The 22969-nt window shown below is 61.5% G+C and carries 22 protein-coding genes and 2 pseudogenes; 14 read left to right on the top strand and 10 right to left on the bottom strand.

Going from position 1 to position 22969, the window contains the following annotated elements; translation table 11 throughout:
• Positions 1 to 144 (top strand): annotated as a pseudogene (locus tag C8D82_RS22355) (IS982 family transposase); the annotation flags it as partial.
• Here C8D82_RS22355 and C8D82_RS15290 read toward each other — a convergent pair.
• The 4 genes from C8D82_RS15290 to C8D82_RS15275 all read right to left on the bottom strand — a co-directional run bounded on the left by C8D82_RS15290 (position 92) and on the right by C8D82_RS15275 (position 4605).
• Positions 92 to 973 carry a prepilin-type N-terminal cleavage/methylation domain-containing protein gene (locus C8D82_RS15290; protein ID WP_207776148.1) on the bottom strand — a complete coding sequence of 294 codons (882 nt, stop codon included), beginning with the start codon at positions 971 to 973 and terminating at the stop codon, positions 92 to 94. The pseudogene C8D82_RS22355 and the gene C8D82_RS15290 sit on opposite strands and share 53 nt — an antisense overlap.
• Before the next feature lie 592 nt (positions 974 to 1565).
• Positions 1566 to 2558, bottom strand: coding sequence for a LacI family DNA-binding transcriptional regulator (locus C8D82_RS15285; protein WP_116885156.1), 993 nt, complete (start codon positions 2556 to 2558; stop codon positions 1566 to 1568).
• Between the two features lie 162 nt (positions 2559 to 2720).
• The gene (epmA, locus tag C8D82_RS15280) at positions 2721 to 3611 is read right to left on the bottom strand and encodes an EF-P lysine aminoacylase EpmA (protein ID WP_116885155.1); all 891 of its coding nucleotides are present in this window, start codon (positions 3609 to 3611) and stop codon (positions 2721 to 2723) included.
• 7 nt (positions 3612 to 3618) lie between these two features.
• Positions 3619 to 4605: an ROK family protein gene (locus C8D82_RS15275; RefSeq protein WP_116885154.1), complete on the bottom strand. Its 987-nt coding sequence runs from the start codon at positions 4603 to 4605 to the stop codon at positions 3619 to 3621.
• Between the two features lie 107 nt (positions 4606 to 4712).
• Here C8D82_RS15275 and C8D82_RS15270 point away from each other — a divergent pair, with 107 nt between their 5' ends.
• The 6 genes from C8D82_RS15270 (at position 4713) to C8D82_RS15245 (ending at position 10731) form a co-directional block, all read left to right on the top strand.
• Positions 4713 to 5774: a MotA/TolQ/ExbB proton channel family protein gene (locus C8D82_RS15270; protein WP_116885153.1), complete on the top strand. Its 1062-nt coding sequence runs from the start codon at positions 4713 to 4715 to the stop codon at positions 5772 to 5774.
• 6 nt (positions 5775 to 5780) lie between these two features.
• Entirely contained in the window at positions 5781 to 6194 is a 414-nt protein-coding gene (locus tag C8D82_RS15265; RefSeq protein WP_116885152.1) for an ExbD/TolR family protein, read from the top strand.
• Positions 6191 to 7231, top strand: coding sequence for a cell envelope integrity protein TolA (gene tolA / locus C8D82_RS15260; RefSeq protein WP_116885151.1), 1041 nt, complete (start codon positions 6191 to 6193; stop codon positions 7229 to 7231). The genes C8D82_RS15265 and tolA overlap by 4 nt, the downstream gene beginning before the upstream one ends.
• Positions 7232 to 7254: 23 nt before the next feature.
• Positions 7255 to 8241: a LacI family DNA-binding transcriptional regulator gene (locus C8D82_RS15255; RefSeq protein WP_165833113.1), complete on the top strand. Its 987-nt coding sequence runs from the start codon at positions 7255 to 7257 to the stop codon at positions 8239 to 8241.
• A 113-nt stretch (positions 8242 to 8354) separates the two neighbouring features.
• Positions 8355 to 9092 carry a DUF1559 family PulG-like putative transporter gene (locus C8D82_RS15250; protein ID WP_116885149.1) on the top strand — a complete coding sequence of 246 codons (738 nt, stop codon included), beginning with the start codon at positions 8355 to 8357 and terminating at the stop codon, positions 9090 to 9092.
• A 25-nt stretch (positions 9093 to 9117) separates the two neighbouring features.
• A complete protein-coding gene (locus C8D82_RS15245; RefSeq protein ID WP_165833112.1) occupies positions 9118 to 10731 on the top strand; it encodes a right-handed parallel beta-helix repeat-containing protein in 1614 nt (537 codons plus the stop codon).
• Here the strand turns inward: C8D82_RS15245 and C8D82_RS15240 are convergent.
• Genes C8D82_RS15240 through C8D82_RS15215 form a run of 6 tightly spaced genes read right to left on the bottom strand, consistent with a single transcriptional unit; the run spans position 10692 to position 16210 of the window.
• On the bottom strand, positions 10692 to 11561 hold the full coding sequence (locus C8D82_RS15240) for a DUF1848 domain-containing protein (RefSeq protein WP_116885147.1): 870 nt from the start codon (positions 11559 to 11561) through the stop codon (positions 10692 to 10694). The genes C8D82_RS15245 and C8D82_RS15240 overlap by 40 nt on opposite strands.
• Positions 11558 to 11974, bottom strand: coding sequence for a DciA family protein (locus C8D82_RS15235; RefSeq protein ID WP_116885146.1), 417 nt, complete (start codon positions 11972 to 11974; stop codon positions 11558 to 11560). Before C8D82_RS15235 ends, C8D82_RS15240 begins: the two co-directional genes overlap by 4 nt.
• A gap of 21 nt (positions 11975 to 11995) precedes the next feature.
• Entirely contained in the window at positions 11996 to 12370 is a 375-nt protein-coding gene (locus C8D82_RS15230) for a hypothetical protein (protein ID WP_116885145.1), read from the bottom strand.
• Between the two features lie 46 nt (positions 12371 to 12416).
• The gene (locus C8D82_RS15225; RefSeq protein ID WP_116885144.1) at positions 12417 to 13538 is read right to left on the bottom strand and encodes a UDP-N-acetylglucosamine--N-acetylmuramyl-(pentapeptide) pyrophosphoryl-undecaprenol N-acetylglucosamine transferase; all 1122 of its coding nucleotides are present in this window, start codon (positions 13536 to 13538) and stop codon (positions 12417 to 12419) included.
• A 2-nt stretch (positions 13539 to 13540) separates the two neighbouring features.
• Entirely contained in the window at positions 13541 to 14770 is a 1230-nt protein-coding gene (locus C8D82_RS15220) for an FtsW/RodA/SpoVE family cell cycle protein (RefSeq protein WP_116885143.1), read from the bottom strand.
• 12 nt (positions 14771 to 14782) lie between these two features.
• Entirely contained in the window at positions 14783 to 16210 is a 1428-nt protein-coding gene (locus C8D82_RS15215) for a UTP--glucose-1-phosphate uridylyltransferase (protein WP_165833111.1), read from the bottom strand.
• 258 nt (positions 16211 to 16468) lie between these two features.
• Here C8D82_RS15215 and C8D82_RS15205 point away from each other — a divergent pair, with 258 nt between their 5' ends.
• The 7 genes and pseudogenes from C8D82_RS15205 to C8D82_RS15170 all read left to right on the top strand — a co-directional run bounded on the left by C8D82_RS15205 (position 16469) and on the right by C8D82_RS15170 (position 22949).
• Entirely contained in the window at positions 16469 to 18169 is a 1701-nt protein-coding gene (locus C8D82_RS15205; protein WP_116885140.1) for a DUF1559 family PulG-like putative transporter, read from the top strand.
• 195 nt (positions 18170 to 18364) lie between these two features.
• Positions 18365 to 18679, top strand: a pseudogene (locus tag C8D82_RS15195) (HU family DNA-binding protein); the annotation flags it as partial.
• Positions 18680 to 18772: 93 nt separating this feature from the next.
• Positions 18773 to 20053, top strand: a complete 1281-nt coding sequence (gene hisS / locus C8D82_RS15190; protein ID WP_116885137.1) for a histidine--tRNA ligase — start codon at positions 18773 to 18775, stop codon at positions 20051 to 20053.
• A 29-nt stretch (positions 20054 to 20082) separates the two neighbouring features.
• Positions 20083 to 20733 carry an adenylate kinase gene (locus C8D82_RS15185; protein WP_116885136.1) on the top strand — a complete coding sequence of 217 codons (651 nt, stop codon included), beginning with the start codon at positions 20083 to 20085 and terminating at the stop codon, positions 20731 to 20733.
• Positions 20734 to 20736: 3 nt separating this feature from the next.
• Positions 20737 to 21507 carry a type I methionyl aminopeptidase gene (gene map, locus C8D82_RS15180; protein WP_116885135.1) on the top strand — a complete coding sequence of 257 codons (771 nt, stop codon included), beginning with the start codon at positions 20737 to 20739 and terminating at the stop codon, positions 21505 to 21507.
• A complete protein-coding gene (gene infA / locus C8D82_RS15175) occupies positions 21489 to 21707 on the top strand; it encodes a translation initiation factor IF-1 (RefSeq protein ID WP_116885134.1) in 219 nt (72 codons plus the stop codon). Before map ends, infA begins: the two co-directional genes overlap by 19 nt.
• A 39-nt stretch (positions 21708 to 21746) precedes the next feature.
• Positions 21747 to 22949, top strand: a complete 1203-nt coding sequence (locus C8D82_RS15170) for an acetate/propionate family kinase (protein ID WP_116885133.1) — start codon at positions 21747 to 21749, stop codon at positions 22947 to 22949.
• Positions 22950 to 22969 lie beyond the last annotated feature (20 nt).

Below are 22969 nucleotides of genomic sequence, written 5' to 3'. Positions count from 1 at the left end.
TTCAATGCCGAAAAAATCAGAGCCCGAGATTTATGGCATTTGACTGTTCGGATTAGCAGGAAATTGTTGGCACATTCCATCAATTGCTGTATCAATCAGAAATATGGGAATCCGCTTCTACAATTTGAACGGATTTTTTGTTAAAAAACTTGCACACGGCGTTAATAATGGTGTTGCCGGCTGAATCGACGAAATACTGGAAGTTCAGCATCGGCGCGGCACGCAGTTCCGGGCGGCTCCGGCCGGCGGCGTGGCCGTCGAAGTAGTCCACATTGGCGGAATCGCCGTGAACGAGGCCGACGCCGATGTCGTCGGGATTGTTGTCCGGCATCACGATCCAGCCGCCCGCCGGCGGTTTCAGCGAAGCGCGCATCGTATCCATCAGCAGCGGCATTGCGCTCGGATGTTTCAGCCGGGTGGTCTTTACAAACTGGTTGCCGTCCTGTTTGAACCAGAAAACGCCCCAATGTGCCCGCCGCTCCGTTGCCGATTCATGGTTGATCCGACCGGTGGCCAGACCGTAGAGCATCCCGTATGTATAGGTCCAGGTGCTGTTCAGGTTCTCCTTTGTGTAGGGTACGGCACTGCAGACCAGCAGCTTGCGGTCGATCATCCCCGGTGAAGCCTTGTAATCCATCGCTCCGCTGTTCGAGCCGTTATGTGTGAAAATCGTAATCCAGTTCTCTGTGCCTCCGCCCCATTTCAGTTCTTTCGGTATGATGTCGTCATTGGACATCGCGTACTGCTGCATCAGCAGTCCCACCTGTTTGTGATTGTTCAGGCAGCTGGCTTTTTTCGCCTGGTCGCGTGCCTTGTTCAAGGCCGGCAGCAGCATCGCCGCAAGGATCGCGATGATCGCAATTACCACCAACAGCTCGATCAGCGTAAAATTCCGGCGCATACTGCCGGGCATGTTAGTGTGCCGGGCGCGTTTTCCTCGCTGCATTTCCTTGTCCTTTACCTTGTTACGCATTTTTACCTCCGCCATAAGTCGGTTGTGTTTCTTTTAAAGGCCATTACTTAAAGGCCACTACAGGCAACAAACTGGGCGTTACGTCTTATGCGGATGGCTCCGGAGGGCCAATCGCCCTCCGGACCTCCCCGCTCGCCTCGGGACTCCCGTTGACTTGCGAAGCACTCCCATTCGCGGGCGCGGCTTTGCCGCTTACTTGTCGGGCTGCGCCCGCCAACCCTTCATCGTTCGCTGCGCTCACTACGCCAGGGGGGCTTCGCTCTCTACGTTCGGCTTCGTCACTATCGTTCCTCGTTATTTTGCTGCCGCAAAATAATTCCCTCACATTCGTTCGCGGCGCTGACCGCGCTTATCGTGCGCCGCGTAAAAGACGGCGTGGTCTTACTTATGCGCCGCGTAAATGGTCTTGGAGACCAACCAAGGCTCGCCTGTACCAGTAGCCGCACGCCCCCCGAAGGGGCATTGGCGTGCGCACCCGGCAGCGGCACCTTGCCGCCACCTTGCCGCCCGCTTAACATACTCGGCATTATACGAAATTGCCGTGCCTGCATTGGCAGATTTCACACTTCAATCAACCTCGGAAGCCGCCGCTTCACACCTTGCCGCCCACTTGCGTCCTGGCTGCGCACGAGTTGCGGACAATCAACTCCGGAACAATGGTCAGCGGTTCCGGCACCGGCTGTTCCCGGTCGATGGCGTGCATCAACACTTTCACCGTATGGGCGGCAATCACATCGATCGGGAGCCGCAGGCTGGTCAGCGACGGAAACGTCAGCGAAGCGAGCGGCGAATCATCATGGCCGATCACCGACATCCGTTCCGGCAGGGGATAATTCCGTGCAATGGCCCACTGCAGCAGCCCGGAAGCGACCGCATCGTTTCCGGCGAGCACGGCGGTGGCGTCGCTGGCGAAAAGAGCTTCGGCAACTTCAAGCCCGGCCTGCAGCGTCGCCGCCGGAGTCCGGAAAACCAGCCCGGAATCCCCGAACTGCTCCCGATAGGCGATCAGGCAGGGGTCCTCCCCGGCCCCGCCGCGGCGTTCGGCGGGAATCATCGCAATCCTGCGGTGTCCAAGTCCGGCCAGATAGTCGAGCGCCTGCCGCGTCCCCGCCGCGAAATCGATGGTCAACGGCGCTTCCCGGTGCCGCAGGTAGGTGATCAGCGGCACGCCGTGGGCCAGCTCTCTCGCCTCGCCTTCCGCCAGCCCCGGCAGGTTGTTCAGGATGCCATCCACCATGCAGTTGGAAAATTTCGACAGCAGGAGCCGGCCGTTCTCCACCTCGCCCGCCGAACAGAGCACCATCTGCATCGAGTAACGCGCCAGCTCCCTGCCCAGCTCTTCCAGCAGTGCGGTGGTATGCGGATTGTTCAGCGAATCGACCACCACGCCCACCAGCCCGGTCCGGTGCGTATTCATCACCCGCGCCGCGAAGTTCGGCCGGTAGCCCAGCTCCCGGACCGCCTCCAGCACCTGACGTTTCACCGCGCTGCTGATCCGGCGCTTGCCGGAGAGCGCGTGCGAAACCGTGCTCTTGGAGACACCGAGGTGATTGGCTACATCCGCGATCGTGACACTGTTTCCCATCTGCCGCCGTTCCGTTTCATCAAACTGGTTTGATTGCTTACTATAAGTATGTCAAACCGGTTTGATTTTGTCAAGGGCAATTCTGAAAAAAACAGAAAAAAATAACCGGAATCAATCGGCAGAGGCCTGATTTCTTCCGGTTTTTCAGAAAATCGGCGGCAGTCAGCCGTCGGAACGGACATCGCCGATATCGTCGGCGTCGCAGAAAATCATCGCCAGCCGGTCAAGCCCCATCGCGCAGCCGGAGCTTTGCGGCAGGCCACGGTCGAGGGCGGCGAAAAACTCCACGGCTGCCGGGTAAGGGTGCATGCCGTGCGCGGCGCGAAACTCCAGCGCCGCCCGGAAGCGGGCTTTCTGCTCGGCCGCATCGGTCAGCTCGCCGAACGCATTGGCCAGCTCGATCCCTTCGATATACAGCTCCCACCGTTCGGCGACGGCAGGATTGTCGGCGCGCAGCCGCGCGAGGGAAGCGCGGCCGGCGGGATAATCGGTCAGGAAAGTCAACCGCCCCCGGCCCAGCTCCGGCTCGATTTTCGTGACCATCAGCTCGTCGAACCGGTCCTGCCGCTCCGCTTCCTGCGTGGAAACGCCGGCATAGCGCCGGAATGCCTCCTCGACGGTGATGAACTCATGGCTGCCGAGGTCGACTTCACGCCCCCGGTAAACGACGGATTCTCCGCCGAGCACCCGGCGGGCGGCTTCGGCGACGAATCCGGCGGTGAACTGCGCCTGTTCCCGGTATTCCATGCCCCGCGCGTAAAATTCCAGCATCGTGAACTCCTCGCGATGCCTGCGGCCATGTTCGTCCGCCCGGAAGCAGGAGCCGATCTGGAAAATCCGCTCGAATCCGTCCGCCAGCATCACCTTCATCGCCAGTTCCGGGCTGGTGCGCAGAAAGTCCCCTTCCGCGCGCACCGATTCGATGAACTCCTCCGGCGCGGGCGCGTGGATTTTGACCGGGGTTTCCACCTCGATGAAATCCCGGTCGTAGAAATACTCCCGGATCGCCCGGAACAACGCCGAGCGCCGGGTCAGGTTCGCGATCTTATCCACGGCAGTGTTATTTGCCCTGCTCCTGCAGGTGGTTCAGCGCGGCGGCGACGCCCGCATAGTAACCGATGTCGCGGCGAAGCTCGGAGGAGACGATTTCGCACGCCTCCATCGGCTCTTTCCAGCAGAACTGCGGCAGGTATTTTTTGATCGGATCGGTATAGAGGTCGCCGACCGCCCACGCGAGGGTGCCCAGCACCAGCTTCTGCGGGTTGAAGGTGTTGATGTAGATGCCGAACGCCTGCGCGTTGCGGCGGCTCATCTCATCCCACAATGCACAGGCGTAGGCGTCGCCGGCGCGGACCGCCTTCTCCAGCGGAACCATGTCGATATCCTCGACCTTGCCGTTGACCAGCTGCATGATCATGCTGTCGGGCTTGTCCTTGAGTTCCTCCTGCATCCGCTGCGCCAGGGCGCGGCCGCCGGAATAGGCCTCGTAGCACCCCTTCATGCCGCAGTTGCACTGCCGCCCGTCGAGTTCGACGCAGATGTGGCCGAGTTCACCGGCGCTGAGGGTTTTGCCGTTGCCGCGCACCAGGCGGCCGGAGGCGATGATGCCGCCGCCGATGCCGGTGCTCATGGTCAGGTAGATCATGTCGGTGCAGCCGCGCCCCGCGCCGAAGAACCACTCAGCAAGGGCTCCGCAGTTCGCGTCGTTTTCAAAGCAGCCGTCCATCTTGAGGTTGTCCTTCAAGTACTGCAGGATCGGCACGTTGCGCCAGTGCTTGTTGTTGGTCGGGGCGGTCATGATCCCGTTGACCGGGTCCGCCGGGAACGGCGCGGAGATGCCGAAGGCGGCGACGTCCCCGAGCTTGACTCCGGCTTCGCCGGCAAGCCGCTGCGCGGTCGAGACCAGCTGGGGCAGCACGTCCTCCGGATAGGTGTTCACATTTTCGATGCGTCCCTTCGCGAGAATTTTGCCTTCCCCGGAACCGAGGCCGATGCCGATCTTAGTTCCGCCGATGTCGAATCCGAGCACGAGTTTCTGCTGCGCCATTTTTTTCTCCGTATGTTGGTTTTTGTTGAGAAATGTACTTGTAGAATATAATCCCGGTATTATATTTTATAAAGTGTATTTTTCAACTTTCGCGGAGTTTTTATCTGATGTTCATCCAACTCATTCTTGCGGCTTCGACCCCCGGCGTCTATTATGCCTACACCAACAGCGACGGCGTCGGCAAGGGCATCGTCGTGCTGCTGTTGATCGGCTCGGTCTTCACCTGGTCGGTGATGATCGACAAAGGGATGGCGCTTTACCGCGCCCGGCAGTGTTCCAACCGTTTTCTCGCGCGCTTCCGGGCCAACAAGAAGAACATCGCGACGCCGCAGCTGGTGCGCGAGGGAAGCGCCGACCCCGGCCCGATCGGAGCGATCTACTCCGCCGGCGTCGAACGGCTGCTCGAATTCTACGAAAGCGACTCCCGCAGCCAGCAGTATTCGACCGCAATCAGCACCAGGCCCTCGCGCCTCTCCGACGCGCAGTACAACGCGATCGAAGCGGTGCTGGAGCGCGAAGTCTCCAGCCAGATCCAGCAGCTTGAAACCCGGATCGGCTTTCTGGCCACGCTGGTCAGCGTCAGCCCGTTCTGCGGCCTTTTCGGCACGGTCTGGGGCGTGATGCTCGCCTTCTGCGGCATCGCGGCGGCGGGCAAATCGGACTTCACCGCGCTGGCTCCCGGCGTGGCGGGCGCGCTGCTGACCACGGTGGCGGGCCTGATCGTCGCGATTCCGTCGCTGGTCGGCTACAACCTGCTGACCGCGACGATCCGCACGCTGACCATCACGATGGACAACTTCACCGAGGAGTTCATGGTGCGGATCAAACTTGAACAGCTCGAACTCGACCAGGCGGAACGCGAGGAAAAAGAGGCCAAAGCCGAGCAGCAGAGTGCGGCCCAGCCGCCGGTGCACCCGGTTCCGGCGCAGCCCCAGCCGGTCCGCGCCTATGTGCCGCCCCGTCCCCAGCCGCAGCCGGTCTACCAGCAACCCGCGAGGCCGCAGCCGGTCACGGTGCCGATGCCGGCACAGCCCGCCCCGGTGCAGCAGCCGGCCCCCGCGGTGGTGATGCCGCCCGTCCAGCAGCCGGCGCCGCCGCAGGCGTATCCGGCGGAAGCTCCGGCGCAGTCGCCGATGCCGGGAACGGGCCCGGCCAACCCGATGGAGTAGAAGATCATGCGCAACCGCAGGAAAATGCGCTCCCAGATGGATGCGATCGACCAGATCAACGTCACGCCGCTGCTCGACCTGACGTTCCTGCTGCTGATCGTCTTCATGATCACGATGCCGCTGATGGAGTACGGCACTTCCATCAAACCGCCCGAGATGAATGCGGAAAAGCTGCCGGACGACAACTTCAAAAGCGTGACGCTGACCAACAAGGGCACGATCATGTTCGGCGACAGCGTCGTCACGCAGGAGGAGCTGATCGAACACCTCCGCCAGCTCAAAGTTGCCGAGCCCAAGACTTCGCTGCTGCTGCGCGCCGACGGTTCGCGCACCTACAAGGATGTGATCGAACTGATGGCGGCGATCCGCCGCAGCGGTTTTGAAGATGTGACACTGGTAACCGCACAGGAAGGCAGATGAGCCGACTCTCCCCACCGCGCCCCGGTTCATCCGGAAAACATCTGCCGCCGGTTCCCACCGGGCGGCAGTGGAAGATTTTTGTGCCGGTGTCGCTGCTTCATGTGCTGCTGATCTTCGGACCGCTGGCCTATCTCGGCTGGCGCGGCGCCCATCAGGAGGAGAACGCTTTCCGGGTCAAGATCGGCGGAGCTGAACTGTCCCATGACTGGAACGTCGGCAAGCCGGAACGGCTCCGTCCCGGCGCCAACCCGGGCCGACTGCCCGATCCGCCCCCGACAGAACCCGACACGCCGGAGCCGCCCCCGCAGGAACCGGCGCGTCCCGACGAACCCGGCATCGACGTCGTGCGGCTTCAGCAACAGCGTGAAGCCCGGAAGCGGGCCGCCGCCGAAGCGGCAAAAAAGAAGGCCGCCGCCGAGGCTGCGAAAAAGAAAGCCGCCGCCGAAGCTGCCAGAAAAAAAGCCGCTGAAGCCGCGAAAAAGAAAGCCGCCGAAGCTGCCAGGAAACGGGCCGCCGAAGCTGCCAGAAAGAAAGCTGCCGCTGAAGCCGCGAAACGGAAAGCCGCTGCCGAGGCCGCGCGTAAAAAAGCAGAAGCGGAGGCACGGCGCAGGCGGGAACTTGAAGGCGTATACAATCCCAACCGGACCGGGCCGATCGGCGACGGTTCGGGGCGCAACACCAACCAGAACGTTCCGATCGGTTCACAGGACCGGGGGCAGGCTTACGGCAAGCCCGACTACCGGACGCCCGGAGGAGGCGCTTCTTCCGAGATTCCGGACAGCTACTTCAACGGCCTGAAACGCTATTTCGACGCCCGCTGGCAGCAGCCGCCGCGCTCTCTGCTCGGCAACAACGATCCCAAAGTGGTCGTGGAACTGACCGTTTCGGACACTGGTAAGGTTCTCGCCTCGCGAATCATCTCCAGAAGCGGCATCAACGCGATGGACGAATCGGTAAAACGGCTGCTGGACAACCTCGACCTCGTCCCCCGGCCCCCGTCGCAGGTCACGTTCCAGCTGGTGCTGAAAGTGGAATGACCGGGCAGGCTCATCATCCGGCAATGAGATCCGGGAAAATCACAATCAGGGACGTGGCCGAAGCGGCAGGCTGTTCGCCCGGCACGGTTTCATTTGTGATCAACCGTTCCCGCCCCATCAGCGCCCCGGTCCGCCGCCGTGTGCTCGACGCCATCGAGCGGCTGCATTATACCCCCTACGGCAGACGGAAAGCGCCGGAGCGCCGGAAGATCGTTTTGCTGGCCGACGAGATGGCCTCCCATGTCGTGGATATCTTCAGCAGAGAGATCACCCGGCGCGGTTTCCTGCCGGAGACCTGTTACATTTACGGCGATTACGGAGAGACCCGGGATATTCTGTCTGCGATCGGCAAAAACTCCGGCGCGGCGGGAATCCTCAATCTGCTGCCGCAGCTTTCCAGCGTGGACCTCCTGAAATGGTGCAAGGGGATTCCTTCGGTGATCTACATCCGCAACGGCAGCATGCTTTCCGCCGTGACCGTCAATTTCAAACAGGGAATGCAGCTGGCCCTGCGCCATCTGGCCCGGCTGGCACACCGGAAAGCGGCTTTTCTCTACTATACGGCCTCCAAAGATTCCTGCATGCTGGACTGGATCTCCGGTTTTGAGGAGGACAGGACGCCCGGAATCAGCCGGATCGCTTTCCCCTGCGACCACCGGAATCCCCGTGAACTCTGCGACGGACTTGACCGCCTGTATGCGGAAGGGGCGACCGCCTTTATCGCTTCCACGATGGACTACGCGGTCGCGGTCCTGCAATGGTCTTACCGGAAGCGGCTGCGCATCCCGGAGGACCTTTCACTGCTGGTGTTCGAGGACTCTGAAATCGCTTCCCGGCAGTGTGTTCCGCTTACCGCCGTACAACTGCCGCTGGCGGAGCTGGCTTACCACACCGTTTCTCTGCTTCTGGCGCAGATCGACGACAGGCCGGTCCCGCCGCCCTGCCGCTTCAACATGCGGCTCCGGGAAGCGGCCTCCACCGGTCCGGCTCCTGAATTAAAAATTGATTAAACAAAATCAGTTTCTCCGCTTTTTTCCCGTTTCTCTCTTGTTTCCCTCCTTCTGTAACGGTATAATTATAATGAACATCACGAGATTATCCCGTAAAACGAAAGGACTTCGTCATGAGAAACCGCATCTTTTATCAGGCCGTTTTCCGATACGGCGGAATACGCCGTTTTACCCTTATCGAGCTGCTCGTCGTGATCGCCATTATCGCGATCCTCGCGGCGATGCTGCTGCCCTCGCTGAACAAAGCGCGGGAACGCGCCCGGAGCATCTCCTGCATCAACAACCTGAAACAGTTGGGAACCTCGCTGCAGTTGTATGCCGGGGACTACCGCGATTTCGTCCCCACCGCGTGGTCCCCGGATAAAATCATGCTGACGGAGCCGAACGGACAGGTCACCTCCAAGAAACCGACTTTCGTAGAACGGCTCTCACCTTATTTCAGGCAGTTGAAAGTGATCCAATGCCCCTCCGACCGGGATGAATTCGAGTCGCTCGGCAATAACTGGCGAACCAATTATACGGTCTGCTGGCGGCTGGGGTACGACAGCGCCAGGCCGGTCCGGCGCCTGAACAAATGCCTCCAGCCCGGCCGGGCCGCCATCCTGATCGACGGGCAGAACAAAACGCGCTACACCATGGCGTTCGGCTCCAATATGAGCCGCCCGGACAACCGCCATTCGGGCCACTGGAACCTTCTGCTGGCGGACGGCCATGCCCGGACAAGCCCGCAGCAGACGTGGGCCGGCGTATTCACCCTGAACGGCAAGGTCGAACCCTCCAACGCCGAAGCGTGCGCGATGTACAATTACCAGTATCCCGGCGTCGACGGCGATCCGATCTGGCCGAAGTGAAAATTCAACAAGGATGTCATTCAAAATGAAAAAAACGATTCCACTGCTTCTGATCGCCCTCTGCGGTCTGTCCGGCGCGCTCCGCGCCGATTCCAATCTGCTCACCAACGGCTCGTTTGAAGACGGGCTGAAAGACTGGCGGGTCGACAAACCCGGCAAGCCGGTCGCCGAAGCCGTCGTCGTCGACGAGGCGGCGGAGGGCAAACAGGCGCTGAAGCTGCAGTTCACCGGCAAACGCCGGAGCAATGTCTACCTTACGGTATGGCGTTCCGTCAAACTTCAGCCGCTGACGCGCTACCGGTTCTCCTTCCGCGCGAAAACGCCGGACTCCGGCTCCTTCTGGGCGGGCGTCGAATACAAGCCGATGGTCACGGTAAAAGGAAACCAGCCGGACTGGAAAGAGTACTCCTTTGAATTTTCCAGCGGAGAAAAAAATTCGGCACACCTGCGCTTCCTGGTGGACAGCCAGGCCGACTCCATCCTGATCGACGATGTCCGGCTGGAAAAAGCGCCTTCCGCGCCGACTGCGGAAATGACCGCCTCACTGCTGGCGTTCGGCGCCAGGCCGGACGGCTCCGAAGACGCCGCCCCCGCTTTCCGCAAAGCGGTCGAGGCAGGCGCGAAAACCATCCTGATCCCGGCAGGAACCTTCGCGGTCGGCGAACTGGCGCTGCCCGACTCGGTCAGCCTCCGGGGAGTCGGAGAAGAGTCACGGCTGATCCCGTTCGGCGAAAAGCCGAAATTCGTGATCCGCGGCGGCAGCAACGCCATGTTTTCGGATTTCAGCGTCGACCTCGGCGGCAAAAAGGTGCAGGCGCTTTTCTTCCTGCGCGCCCGGAACGTCACGGTCAGCCGGGTATTCATCCGCAACAGCACCGCGTTCGGCATCAATTTCGACCATGTCGACAACGCCCAGATCGAAAACTGCGTGATCCGCGACACCCACACCGGAATCATGCAGACGTACTGCTCCAACGTCCGCACCATGCGCAACACCGTCACCGGCAGCATCAAGCACGGCATCCAGTTCTGGAGCCAGGATCACTGGCGCCCCGAAGCGCGCACCCGCAACCTCTGGTTCTGCGACAACTACGTGAAGAATTCCCCGACCGGCGACGGCGGCATCTGGGGCGTCGGCGTGATCGGCGTCGTAATGTCCGGCAATATCGTCGAATGCGCCAGAGATGTCGGCCTCGACCTGGAGTGGTGCGAAGACGCGGTGATTTCCGGCAACGTGACCCGCGATACGGAACACGGCGGCATTTCGCTTTTCTTCTCCTGCCGCAATGTGACGATCACCGGCAACACCGTCGTCAACAACCGCGTCTACGACAAGGAACCGGGCGGCTACTGGGTCCGGGCCGGCATCTGGCTCACCTACCCCAATACCGGAACCTTCAAGAACGACACCGGCCATGAGAACATCACCATCGCGGGCAACACCATCGTCAACGGTCCCGGCCCGCGCCGCCCGATCTGGGTCGGCAGCGGCAGAAACATCCTGATCCGAAACAACAACATCGATCGCGGCATGATCTATCACGGCGGCAAACACGGCGCTGCCGACGCCCCGATCAACGCTTACGACAGCCGCAAAGATTACCGCATCGACGCCTCCGGGGCGATCGCTCCGTTCTGATTTGCCCCTTTTCCGGTCGCCTGTTGTCCGCGCGCGGCGTAGCAGTAGACGCAGCCGTGGCGGCAGGTGCCGTAAACGCCGATATCGACGCTTTGCGCGCAGCCGCAGCAGGAACGCTGGCCGGAGGCGCGCCGCAGCTTCAATTCCCGGCCGCAGACTTGCGACAGCCAGTCGCGATCGATACAGCTGCCGGGCCGGACGCCGGTTCCGGCGAGGTCGAGCGGTTCGGCACACGCTTCGACCGGAATTCCGCGGCGGGCGGCGGACTCCGCGAACCGGCCCGCCAGTTCCCGCTTCACCGCATCATCCGGATCATATGCGCCCAACAGCGCCAGTGCTTTCCGGCAGCGCGGATAGAAATCCACAAAGCTGACCACACTTTTGCAACAGCAACGGCCGAGCGCTCCGGCCAGCCGGTCGAAACACTCCGCGTGACGTTCCGGCGTCATTTCGGGAGTGAAGATCACCGGATCGTAACGCCAGACCAGCCGGTCGCGGCCGATCCGGTCCGCCAGCCGGCGGAAAGTCGCAATCCGGTCGGCCGGCGGCGGCACACCCGGTTCGATCATCGCGCCGTAATTGTTCAGGGTGAACAGAAAAACATAATGGTAGCCGAGCGCATCCAGTTCGTCGAGTTTCGGAAGCAGCGGCGCAGGGTCCTTGGTCCAGAATACGATGCAGTCCACCGTTTCCGGCGACAGCGCGATCCGGCTCTCCTGTGCCGGGTTGCGCGGATTGCGCACCGGTACGGAACCGGCCCGGAGCCGATTCAGCAGCCATTCCCCGAAAAACGCGGGGATATCGGTGCGGCGGCTTGCACTCAGGATCATCCGCGCTTTCCCCGGCTCAGGCTTCCGCTCGGAATCAGTTTGATCGAACTGCACACCCCCGGCCCCAGCAGCTCGTCGATCCGCTTCTGGATCAGGTCGAGCGAAGGAGCCAGTTCACGGATCAGCGAGCTGTGCCGCACCTCAAGGCTGAGGACGCCGTCGCGCAGCCGGGCGGGTTTCGCGTAGACGGCGAGCTGTTCGCCGACGATCTCCCGCCAGCGGCTTTCCAGCGTGATGAACACACCGACCTCCGGCGCGGCCAGACATTCGCATTCATGCTGAATGATCAGATTGATATCGGTCGGCTGGCAGGTGTGGGCGGCCATCTCCGTTTTAGCGTACTCCTTGCCGTACCACTCCTTGAGCAGCAGATAGCGTTCGTTGAGCTTGCGGCGCTCCTGGGAACGGGTCATGCGGCACCCTCCTCCCGGAACTCAGATGTTGATGTCCACGCCGATCATCATGACCGGCAGCAGCAGGGTGTGGAGTACGAGTTTCCCGGGCGCGATCGCCCCCTTGATCGTATAAACCAGCCCCGAGGTGAACCCGCCGAACGGCGCCCCGACCGTCATCTTCAGAAATCCGTAGGGCAGATAGAAAATCTCAAACATATCCTTGCCCATTTTCCCCATGCACCTGACCGTATTCAGCGCGCTCCGCACCAGATAGGGCCTGGCGGCGTCGGCCACCTTCAGCGCAATGGGGGCCAGAATGGCCAGCGTAACCGGATCGATCGCCTGCGCCTTCGGAGCCGGAAACAGCAGCGTCAGTATCAGGACCAGCAATGAAATTTTGATATATCTGTTCATAATAATCTCGAATATAGCCTTTCGGACCCGCCGTGTCAACCCGGTTTCAACGGGTTGAATCAAAATAATCAGAAATCGCCGCCAGCATCGTCTCCGCCGCATGCGGTTTCGCCAATGCCCGCGCGCGCTCCGCCCGATGCCTCCAGCCTTCCGGAGCGTCGAGGAAATCCCGGAACAACTCCGTCGCGCGCCTTGCCGTGAAGTCAGTGTTATCGACCAGCACCGCCGCATCCGCATCGGCCAGATACCGGGCGTTATCGGCCTGATGGCCTTCCGCCGCATAGGGATACGGGATCAGCACCGCCGCCTTGCCGAACAGCGCCAGCTCCGCGACCGTGCTGCCGCCCGAGCGCGAAAGCACCAGATCGGCGGCGCCGAGAAACAGCCCCATTTTTTCGCTGGCGGGCAGCAGCAGCAGCGGAAACTTCGCATCCCGGTAGGCCTCGCGCGTCTCCTCCAGCTTATCCGGCCCCGCCAGATGAAGCACCTGAAAGCGGCCGGCATCCAAACTCCGCAGCGCCTCCGGCGCAATCCGGTTGAAGACGCTCGCCCCCTGGCTGCCGCCGAAAATCAGCACCGTCGGCAAATCCGGCTTCAGGCCCGCATCGAACGCCCTGTTCAATCCGGCGACCGCCTCCTCTTTGGAGATTCCGGCTTCCGCCTCCAGCTCGGGGCGGACCGGCATTCCGGTCACAACGGTGCGCTTCGCCTTGGAAGTTCCGCCGTTCACCGGCGGAAATGCGGTCGCCAATACCTTCGCCTGTCTGCTCAACAGCCGGTTCGCCTTGCCGATCCGGGCATTGCCGTCATGCAGGAAACAGGGAATCCCCCGCAGCCGGGCGGCAAAAATCGCCGGGAATGATGCGAAAGAGCCCATCCCCAACAGCGCCTGAGGCCGGAACTTCCCCAGCTCGCGGTACGCTCCGGTCACGCCTCCGGCCAGCCCCGCCGCAAACTGGCGGGCGTGCTTCGGCGACGGCATCCGGGGCAGCACCACCGCGGGCACTCCATAGGATTCGGCGATTTCGCGCTGCTTCTCGGAATTGACGCCGGAGAGCAGCAGCAGCACCTCGCCGTCCTGCCTCTGAAAGACGCGCGCAATGCTCAGACCGGGATAGAAATGCCCTCCGGTTCCGCCGCAGGTGATGGCCAGACAGGTCAGTTTCATCTTCACTCCCCGTCGCGGTATTGCCGGAACCACGGCAGGAAGGAGAGCTTCCGCCGCAGGGAGTTCCGGTATCGTTCGTTATAGCCGGGTTCGGCGGTGTCGGCGGCGATCGAAACCAGAATGCCGACCGCGATCAGCGTCGCCATCATATTGCTGCCGCCGTAACTGATGAACGGCGCTGGCATCCCCTTGGTCGGAGCCACGCCGATTACCACGGTCATATTGATCGCCGCCTGCAGCACGATGCCGAGCGTCAGCGCGAAACCGAGCAGCATCCCGAGCCGCGAATGCGACCGCAGGCTGATTTTCAGCGCGCAGACCGCGAACACCGCATAGGCGACGATCACGGCCAGCATCGCGATCAGCCCCAGTTCCTCGCCGACGATCGCGAGAATGAAGTCGGTATGGGCTTCCGGCAGGTATTTCGCCTTCAGGCGGCTCTCCATGAAGCCGATGCCGTTCCAGCCGCCGGAGCCGAAGGCCAGCAGCGAATTCCACAGCTGGTAGCCGGAGGTGCTCTGCACCTCCTCCGGCCGCAGGAACGAAGTCACCCGCGCCACCCGGGTCGGGTCGTGAAAGAAGATGTAAGTGCCGATCAGCACCGCAAAGGCGATCGGCACGAGGATATACCGCTTCCAGAGCCCGGCGGCCAGCAGCGTCAGCGTCGCCATCGAGCCGACCAGCACGGTGGTGCCGAGGTCGCGTCCGGCCAGAATGCCGAGAATCACCAATCCGGTGACGCCCGCCAGCGGCAGGATGCCGCGCCGGTTGTTCCACTCGTTGAAGGTGCGCATATTGTCCGCGCAGTATTTCGCGACGAACAGCGCCACCGCGATCTTCGCGAACTCGGAAGGCTGCAGGCTCATCTCCAGCCCCGGCAGCCGGAAGCGGATCCAGCGGTTCGCGCCGTTCACGGCGGGAAAGCAGAGCGCCGCCATCAGCAATATGAACGACAGCGCCATCCAGACCACCGACGCATTCGCGAGCTTGCGGTAACCGATCAGGAACGCCGCGCCGCCGCCGAACACCCCCGCTCCCACCCAGATCAGCTGGTTGCGGAAGAATTTCAACCCGGCGGTGTTGAAGCTGGCCGAATAGAGCATGGTCAATCCTCCCACCACCAGCGCAGCCGCCACGATCAGCAGCCAGTAGGCCATGTTCATGGCTCCGGTCGTATCCTGGTCGGGATCGGTCACCAGCGAGAGTTCGTCATTCAGAAACGGCTTGACCACGGCTTCGTCCCCTTATTCGAAATAGAGCCTGGCTCCGGCGGCGACTTCGCGCAGGTTGTGCGCCTTCACGTATTCGGCCGCATCCGCGTCGTCGCAGACCGCGCGCGGCGAAACCTCGATTTCGGCGGCGACCTTGCCTTCGGCGTCGCGGGCGACCTTGACTCCGGCCGCTTCGAGGCGGCGCGCGTCGCGGTCGATCAGCATCGCGCGGCAGCTCTCGACCGAATCCACGCCGGTCGGGTTCTTGGTCGGCGCGAAGAGGTCCTCGCGTTTGCCTTCGAGCACCATGGTTCTGGAGGCGAGCGGCATCGCGTCGAAGATGAAGGATTCCAGCTTCACCGCGTTGGGTTCGGCGGGTTTGACCGGATTGCCGGCTTCATCGACGAACGGCACCTTCTTGTCGGCGCGGTGCCACGGCAGTTTCAGGCTGCCGCCGGCGGTCAGTTTTTCGACGAAAGCGCGCGAGATCATGTGAATCGCCGGGCTGCCCGCGATGAACCGGAGCGTGCCGTCCGGATTGCGGCTTTCGGCGAGTTCCGCCGGGAGGTCGCTGTATTCGATGATCTCCAGATGGCCGTTGGTCACGCAGAAGTTGCCGAGCTTTTCAAACGGGCCGGTCTTGGCCAGCATGATCGCGCTCATTTCGGATTTTTCCAGATCGTGCATGCCGAGGAAGAAAGGATTCACCACCGGAATCAGCGGGTTGTCCACCTGGAAGTAGGAGATGCAGTCGGTCTTTTCCGCCTCCATCCGGGCCAGCGCGCCGGATTTGCGCAGCGCGAGCAGCGTGCCGCCGTGACCGTTCGGAGAGAGCGACAGCGAATCCTTTTCCGCCAGCAGCAGCTTGCCGTCGTAGCCGATCGCGGGCATGGTGCCCTGCGTGAAAAAGAACACCTGCTCCGGAGCCAGCCCGAAAAACGCATGCTCCTTGAAAAACGCCTCGGTCGCCTCGCGGTTCAGCAGACTGGTCATAATATACCACGTGAGCCGGCAGCCGAACTTTTCACCGGTGCGCAGAATGGATTCGGCGAAATACTGGAACAGCGTCTTGCCGGTCACCGGCGCGATCGGATAGGTCCCCTTCGGGCCGTCGAAGCCGAGCCGCGTCCCCTGTCCGCCCGCGACGGTCAGGCAGCAGACCCGTCCCGCCCGCAGCAGTTCTTCGCCGCGGGCCTGCGCCTTCGCGTAAAGCGCCTTTTGCTCCTCGTCGCGCGGAACCAGCGGGAAATAGGGGGCCGGGCCGAGATCCTCCGGGATCTGCGTTTTCGGCCGCAGCAGCACATACTCTTTGATCAGCTTTTCCAGTTCGGCGAAATCGATGTCGTCGAGCTGACCGGCCAGCCTGGCCTGCTGATCGGCGTCGAGCTGCGACCAGAAGCGCAGCAGCTGCTGTTGTCCGGCGGCGGCGAGTTTCGCGTGAAGTTCCTGATATCGGTCCATTATATCCATGCTCCTGTTGATTGAATTGCCATTGGCTGTCTGAAACAGCGAAAGGGTTATTTTACAATATAGCGCATTTTCGCCGCCGCCGCCACATCTTTCCGGAAAAAATCGGCCGATTTCCGCCGCCCCCTCCCGGTCCCGGAAACTTTTCTCCGGGAGGCGATTGGCATTTTCCGCAAAACGGTATATTGTAACGGTAAACGCGGTCCGTCCGCACGGATCGCGAGAGGATCAATCAAGAGGAGAATCCATATCATGAAAAAACGTTTCCTGAACACCCTGCTTGCCGGCGCCGCCGGGCTGACGCTGGCCGCCGGAGCCACCGAACTTTCACCGGCCGCGGCGGAAAAAGCGCTTTTCGACTCGACGGCCCGTCATCTCGACTTCGGGGGCGACTACTACAATTATCTCAGCATCGACGGGATGCCCGGACAATTCGAGGAATTGCTTGTCTCCATGCTCACCGCGTCCGGCGAGGCGGATTCCGCCGAAGTCGCCGACGTCGTCAAACTGGTCAGCGGCCTGCTGAATTTCGAGGCGGTGCAGGCGTTCGGTTCCAGCAGCATCATCGCGGCGGACGCCCCGGGCGTCTACGTGAACAAATCCTTCATCCGCCTGTCGGAAGCGCAGCCGAAAGGGGTGTTGTTCGATCTGGCCGGGCGTGAAAACCGCAAACTGGCGGGATTGAAGATGATTCCGGCCAACACCCGGCTGGCGTTCGGCCTCCACCTCGATCCCGGCCCGGCGTGGAAAACCTTGTCCGCGGCGCTTGCCGGTTCGCAGAACGAGGAAGTGAAGAATCTTCCGGCAGAAGCGGCCCGGCAGGCCGAACAGACGCTCGGCTGCAAATTCGACGACTTCCTCGCGGGACTCACCGGAGAGGCGTTCTTCCTGCTCACCAGCGACGGGACACTCCCGGATATCCAGCCCAAACTGCTGCTGATCCTGCCCGACGGCAAGGGGCTTCTCGCCCAGTTGCTCCTGAAACACGCCGATGACCTGGAGCTTCAAAAAGAGTCGGACACTCTATATACCATTCAGGCCCCCGGCCTGCCGCCCTTTGTCAAGCCGCGGCTGATCCTGGAAAAGGGGCGCATCGTGCTCGCCAGCTCCGCCGACATCTACGACCTTGTCCGTGCCGCCGACGGCGGCGCGGCAACGGCCCCGGAACTTGCTCCGTATTTCAGGAACATGCCCGGCGACGGACTCGGTTTCCTCTATTTGAATGTCCCGGCGTCACTGGTTCAGAGTGCGATTCAGCTCGGCGCGATCGCATCCGAATCCGAAGAGCTGGCCGCCCTCCAACCGGCGCTTGCGAAAATCCCCGGCCTGACCGTATTCAGCGTCAGCCGCAAGGAAGCGGAGGGCTACGCGGGAGTGATGCGCTCCAACCTCTCCGCCGCGCAGCTTCAGGTCGCCGCGCCGATGCTGGTCTATTCCGGCATGCTGCTGCCCGCGTTGAATCAGGCGCGTGAAAAAGCCCGGCGGATCAGTTGCGTCAACAACGTCAAGCAGGTCATGCTCGGCCTGACCATGTACGCCAACGATCATGACAGCCGATTTCCCGCCGACAACGGAGCGGCGGGCCTGAACACGCTGGTCAAAGACGACTATCTGACCGATTTCACCTGCTACATCTGCCCCTCGGCGACGGACGACAAGGGTTCCGGGAACCTCACGGAAGATACCTGCAGCTACATCTATCTCGGCGGAACCGATCTTGCCAAAGAACAGGCTCCCTCCAAGCTTCCGGTTGTTTTCGATAAACCGGGCAACCACCGCAAAGGCGTCAGTGTCGGCTTTGCGGACGGGCATGTGGAGCAGATCGACCTGCCCCGCTATCATTCGCCGGAACAGGTGATCGACTATCTGGTCCAGAATCGGGGACTCCCGGAGGAAACCGGCAAAGTCCTCAAACAGAAGCTTCAGAAATGGAATGCAGCCCAGACGGAATAACGAATCCGGCGGCCCGGATCATCGCGAACACGACGGTTCGTCCGCCGCATTCCCGATTTTCCGGCCGGAACTCTCCATCCGCCAAAATTACGAGTTTTTTCATCAAAAGATGTTGACTATGGGCGGTTTTGGCGTAATATTATTTAAATTGACAGCGGAAAAACTTTTTCAACATTATAATCATATTTACAGAGTCAGGGAGATTCAGAAATGACCAAGCGTGATTTGGTGGTTAAGATTGCCAGAGAAACCGGATTTATTCAGAACGACGTGGCCGAAGTGGTCCAGAAGACCCTTGACTATATCGCCCAGGACCTGATCGAAGGGCACACCATCGAGCTGCGGAACTTCGGCGTTTTCGAAATCAAAGTCCGCAAGAGCCGCAAGGGACGCAACCCGAACCAGCCCAAGAACGAGGTGATCATCCCGGAACGCGCCGTGGTCAAGTTCCGCGCCGGCAAGGAGCTCAAGGAAGCGGTCGAGCAGCTTGATCCGACTCAGTTCAAGTAAGCCGGTGTGCCGATGAGCGGCTGTCACGCCTGACGGAAACGATTTTCGTCGGGCGTGGTTTGTTTTTTTAACAGGATTTACGGGTTTTCAGAAATGGCGACATTTGCCCCACCGCCGGGTACGGCGGACATTTTTCCGGAGGAGGCCAGACGCTGGCGGAACCTCGAAGCCGCCGCCGGGACGGTCTTTTCAAGATACGGTTACGGCGAGCTGCGCACTCCGATTTTCGAGTACACCGAAGTGTTCCAGCGCGGCCTCGGCGACGAAACCGAAGTCGTGCAGAAAGAGATGTACACCTTCCTCGACCGCGGCGGACGCAGCCTGACGCTGCGCCCCGAAGGAACCGCCGGCGTGATGCGCGCCTTGTCCAACACCGACGTGCTGAACGGCGTCGAACAGCGGGTCTACTACCACGGCCCGATGTTCCGCGGCGAGCGCCCGGCGGCCGGACGGCGGCGGCAGTTCCACCAGATCGGCGTCGAAAACGTCGGCCGGATCGCCCCTCTCATCGACGCCGAATGCATCGCGATGCTGATGGAGTTCCTGCGTGAAATCGGCATTCCGGATGCGAAGCTCTCGATCAACACCCGCGGCGTGATGCCCGACCGCGGCCCTGCCGGACAGCTGCTGCGCGACTACTTCGGCAGCCGCATCCACGAGATGTGCGACGACTGCAAGGCGCGGCTGGAGCGCAACGTATGGCGCATTCTCGACTGCAAGCAGGAAGCCTGCCGCAAATTCGTCGCCGACGCACCCGACTATGTCGCCAGCTTCAGCGCCGAATCCCGCGCCTATTTCGACGAAGTCAAGGCGGCGCTGACCGCGCTCGGCGTGGAATATACGGTCGATCCGCTGCTGGTGCGCGGGCTGGACTATTATGTGCACACCGTGTTCGAGGTCACCCATACCGGCCTCGGCGCGCAGACCGCGATCGCCGGCGGCGGCCGCTACGAACTTTTCCTGCCCGGCCAGAACCGTCCGGTGCAGGGCGTCGGCTTCGCGGCAGGCATGGAGCGGCTGTTGATGGTGCAGGACGCGCTCAAAGTGAATCCGGCAAAAGAAGAACCGACTCCGGTTTATCTGGTCGGACTCGGCGCCGCGGCCCGCATGGCGAACCTCAAACTCGCCGGCGAGCTCCGCCGCGCGGGCATGAAGGTCGCGCTGGAGCTGGAGGAACGCTCCTTCAAGGCGCAGCTGCGCAGCGCGAACAAGGCCGGAGCCTCCTTCACGGTCGTACGCGGCGAAGCGGAACTTGAGAAGAAGATCGCGATGGTCAAGACCATGGCCGACGGCAGCCAGTCCGAGGTGCCGGAAGCCGGGCTTTTCGACACCCTGCTGAAACTTACCCGGCAGTCGGCCGGATCGAATATCTAACTTTTTCAACCAGAAATGGAACGATAACCATGCTGAAACAAAAGAACCTGATCTTTATCGGCGCTCCCGGCGCCGGCAAAGGCACCATCTCCGGCATCCTGCTGGCCAAGTACCCCTTCGCGCACATCTCCACCGGCGACATCCTGCGCGACGAAATCAAACGCGACACCCAGCTGGGCCGCGAAGCCTCCGTGCTGATGAAGGCCGGCAAGCTCGTGCCGGACGAAGTGGTCGCCGGAATGGTCCGCGCCCGCCTCGCGCAGCCCGATTGTCAGAAGGGCTTCATCCTCGACGGTTTTCCGCGCACCATCCACCAGGCCGACCTGCTGGGCGAAGCCCTCAGGGAGCTGAACAACCCGCTCGACCGGGTGATCTACTTCAAGGTCGATGACGAGCTGCTGCTGCAGCGGCTGACCGCCCGCCAGAACTGCAGGAAGTGCGGTGAAATCTACAACAAGCTCTTCATGCCCTCCAAGGTCGAAGGCGTCTGCGACAAGTGCGGCGGCGAACTCTTCCAGCGCCCGGACGATTCGCTCGAAACCGCGAAATCCCGTCTGGAAGTCTTCTACAAACAGACCCAGCCGCTGATCGATTACTACGAAAAGCAGGGGCTGCTGCTGACCGTCACCGAGACCGACAAGGACAAAATCGTTGCCGCGCTCGAACAGGAGCTCGCGTAAACCATGTCGCGCGATCAGGTCATTCATACGGAAGATGAGATCCGCCGGATCCGCCGCGCCGCCGAAGTGACGGCCGGCGTCCGCGACTCGCTGGCCCGACTGGCCCGCCCCGGAATGACTACTTTTGACCTCGACCAGCTCGCGGCGGAACTGATCCGCGAGACCGGCGGCAAAAGCGCGTTCCTCGGTTACCACGGTTTCCCCGGCAACATCTGCATTTCGGTCAACGACGAGGTTGTGCACGGCATCGGCCGTCCCGACCGGATCCTGCTCGACACCGACATCGTCAGCATCGACGTCGGCGTTGAACTCGACGGAGCGATCGGCGACACTGCCCGGACCATTTCGTTCCGGGAACTGCCCGACGACCTCGCCCGGCTGTTCAAGGGCACCCAGGAATCGCTGATGAACGGCATCGCCCAGGCCCGCGCCGGGCACTACGTGCGCCACATCAGCCAGGCGGTGGAGACGACCGCGAAGAAATACCGTCTCGGTGTGGTTCAGGAATATGTGGGGCACGGCTGCGGCACCCGGATGCACGAGCCTCCCGAAGTCCCCAATTTCGTCGGCTACGGCCGCGGCGCCCGGCTGGCGCCCGGCATGGTTCTGTGCATCGAGCCGATGCTGAATCTCGGAACCGCCCGGGTCACGACCGACCCGCAGGATCACTGGACGGTCAGGACGCGCGACGGCGCCTGTTCCGCCCATTTCGAACATATGGTGCTGATAACTGATAACGAACCGGAGATTTTAACGTGGCCAAAGACGATGTGATTCGCGTGGAAGGAACTGTCAAGGAACTCCTTCCCAATACGATGTTCAAAGTGGAAATTCAGACCGGGCATATGGTGACCGCCCACATTTCCGGGAAAATGCGCATGAATTTCATCCGCATCCTGCCCGGCGACTCGGTGACGCTGGAGATGTCCCCCTACGATTTGACCAAGGGACGTATTGTATTCCGCAAAAAATAATGACTGTTTCATACTCTGACAGGGAGATTGTATTTTCAAATGAAGATTCTGGTAATCAACGCCGGCAGCAGCTCGATGAAGTTCACGCTGTATTCGATGGAAAACGAACAGATTCTGGCCAAGGGACTTTTCGAGCGTCTCGGCTACGATAAGCCGAACATGGTCTACAAACGTCCCGACGGCTATAAGTTCGAGGCCGAAATTCCGGTCAAAAACCACGTCGAGGCGTTGAAGAAGATCTGTGAAAAGCTCGTCGATCCCGAAGACGGCGTGCTCAAGAGCCTCAGCGAAATCACCGCGATCGGCCACCGTGTGCTGCACGGAGGCGAAAAGATCACCGCTCCGGTGAAGATCGACGACAAGGCCAAGGAGATCATCCGCGAATGCTTCCCGCTCGGCCCGCTGCACAACCCGGCCAACCTCGCCGGCATCGAAGCGTGTGAGGAAGAGATGCCCGGCGTGCCGAACGTCGGCGTTTTCGACACCCAGTTCCACATGACCATGCCGCCGGAAGCGTACCTGTATGCGATTCCCTACGACTTCTACAAGAAATACGGCATCCGCAAATACGGCTTCCACGGCACCAGCCACCACTATGTGACGCTGGCGACCGCCAAATTCCTGAACCAGAAGGTCGAAGACACCACCATCATCACCTGCCATCTCGGCAACGGCTGCAGCATGGCCGCGGTGAAGAACGGCAAGGTGATCGACACCACGATGGGCCTGACTCCGCTGGAAGGGCTGATGATGGGAACCCGCTGCGGCGACCTCGACCCGGCCGCGGTGATCCGCCTGGTGGACCTCGGCCACACCACCGCCGAAGTGGATAAGATCCTGAACAAGCAGTCCGGCCTGTACGGCGTCGGCGACATCAACTCCGGCGATATGCGCGACATGCTTGCCGCCGCAGAAAAAGGCAGCGAACGCGCCGAGCTCGCGCTCAAGATGTTCGCCCGCCGCATCGTGAAATACATCGGCGCCTACTATGTGCTGCTCGACGGGCCGCAGGCGATCTCCTTCACCGGCGGCGTCGGGGAATTCTCGGTTCCGATGCGCAAGCGCATCATGGACCAGCTCGGTTCGCTCGGCCTCAAGCTGGACGACGGCCGCAACGCCGAATGTTTCGGCAAAGCCGGCGTGATCTCCACCGACGACAGCAGCTGGAAGGCGATCGTGATGCCGACCGACGAAGAACTGATGATCGCGCGCAGCGTCGTCGACACGCTGCACCTCAAGTAATCTTTTAACATAAGGATAAC

The organism is Victivallis vadensis (assembly GCF_003096415.1).
GTDB classification, from domain to species: domain Bacteria; phylum Verrucomicrobiota; class Lentisphaeria; order Victivallales; family Victivallaceae; genus Victivallis; species Victivallis vadensis.
The sequence above is the reverse complement of the archived record's forward strand: the minus strand, read 5'-3'. Positions and strand labels throughout refer to the sequence as shown.

Excerpts from the sequence above, each read along its gene's own strand:
- C8D82_RS15290 (WP_207776148.1), bottom strand. The coding sequence starts at position 973 with ATGCGTAACAAGGTAAAGGACAAGGAAATGCAGCGAGGAAAACGCGCC.
- C8D82_RS15285 (WP_116885156.1), bottom strand. The coding sequence starts at position 2,558 with ATGGGAAACAGTGTCACGATCGCGGATGTAGCCAATCACCTCGGTGTC.
- C8D82_RS15275 (WP_116885154.1), bottom strand. The coding sequence starts at position 4,605 with ATGGCGCAGCAGAAACTCGTGCTCGGATTCGACATCGGCGGAACTAAG.
- C8D82_RS15270 (WP_116885153.1), top strand. The coding sequence starts at position 4,713 with ATGTTCATCCAACTCATTCTTGCGGCTTCGACCCCCGGCGTCTATTAT.
- C8D82_RS15265 (WP_116885152.1), top strand. The coding sequence starts at position 5,781 with ATGCGCAACCGCAGGAAAATGCGCTCCCAGATGGATGCGATCGACCAG.
- tolA (WP_116885151.1), top strand. The coding sequence starts at position 6,191 with ATGAGCCGACTCTCCCCACCGCGCCCCGGTTCATCCGGAAAACATCTG.
- C8D82_RS15255 (WP_165833113.1), top strand. The coding sequence starts at position 7,255 with ATGAGATCCGGGAAAATCACAATCAGGGACGTGGCCGAAGCGGCAGGC.
- C8D82_RS15250 (WP_116885149.1), top strand. The coding sequence starts at position 8,355 with ATGAGAAACCGCATCTTTTATCAGGCCGTTTTCCGATACGGCGGAATA.
- C8D82_RS15245 (WP_165833112.1), top strand. The coding sequence starts at position 9,118 with ATGAAAAAAACGATTCCACTGCTTCTGATCGCCCTCTGCGGTCTGTCC.
- C8D82_RS15240 (WP_116885147.1), bottom strand. The coding sequence starts at position 11,561 with ATGATCCTGAGTGCAAGCCGCCGCACCGATATCCCCGCGTTTTTCGGG.
- C8D82_RS15235 (WP_116885146.1), bottom strand. The coding sequence starts at position 11,974 with ATGACCCGTTCCCAGGAGCGCCGCAAGCTCAACGAACGCTATCTGCTG.
- C8D82_RS15230 (WP_116885145.1), bottom strand. The coding sequence starts at position 12,370 with ATGAACAGATATATCAAAATTTCATTGCTGGTCCTGATACTGACGCTG.
- C8D82_RS15225 (WP_116885144.1), bottom strand. The coding sequence starts at position 13,538 with ATGAAACTGACCTGTCTGGCCATCACCTGCGGCGGAACCGGAGGGCAT.
- C8D82_RS15215 (WP_165833111.1), bottom strand. The coding sequence starts at position 16,210 with ATGGACCGATATCAGGAACTTCACGCGAAACTCGCCGCCGCCGGACAA.
- C8D82_RS15205 (WP_116885140.1), top strand. The coding sequence starts at position 16,469 with ATGAAAAAACGTTTCCTGAACACCCTGCTTGCCGGCGCCGCCGGGCTG.
- hisS (WP_116885137.1), top strand. The coding sequence starts at position 18,773 with ATGGCGACATTTGCCCCACCGCCGGGTACGGCGGACATTTTTCCGGAG.
- C8D82_RS15185 (WP_116885136.1), top strand. The coding sequence starts at position 20,083 with ATGCTGAAACAAAAGAACCTGATCTTTATCGGCGCTCCCGGCGCCGGC.
- map (WP_116885135.1), top strand. The coding sequence starts at position 20,737 with ATGTCGCGCGATCAGGTCATTCATACGGAAGATGAGATCCGCCGGATC.
- C8D82_RS15170 (WP_116885133.1), top strand. The coding sequence starts at position 21,747 with ATGAAGATTCTGGTAATCAACGCCGGCAGCAGCTCGATGAAGTTCACG.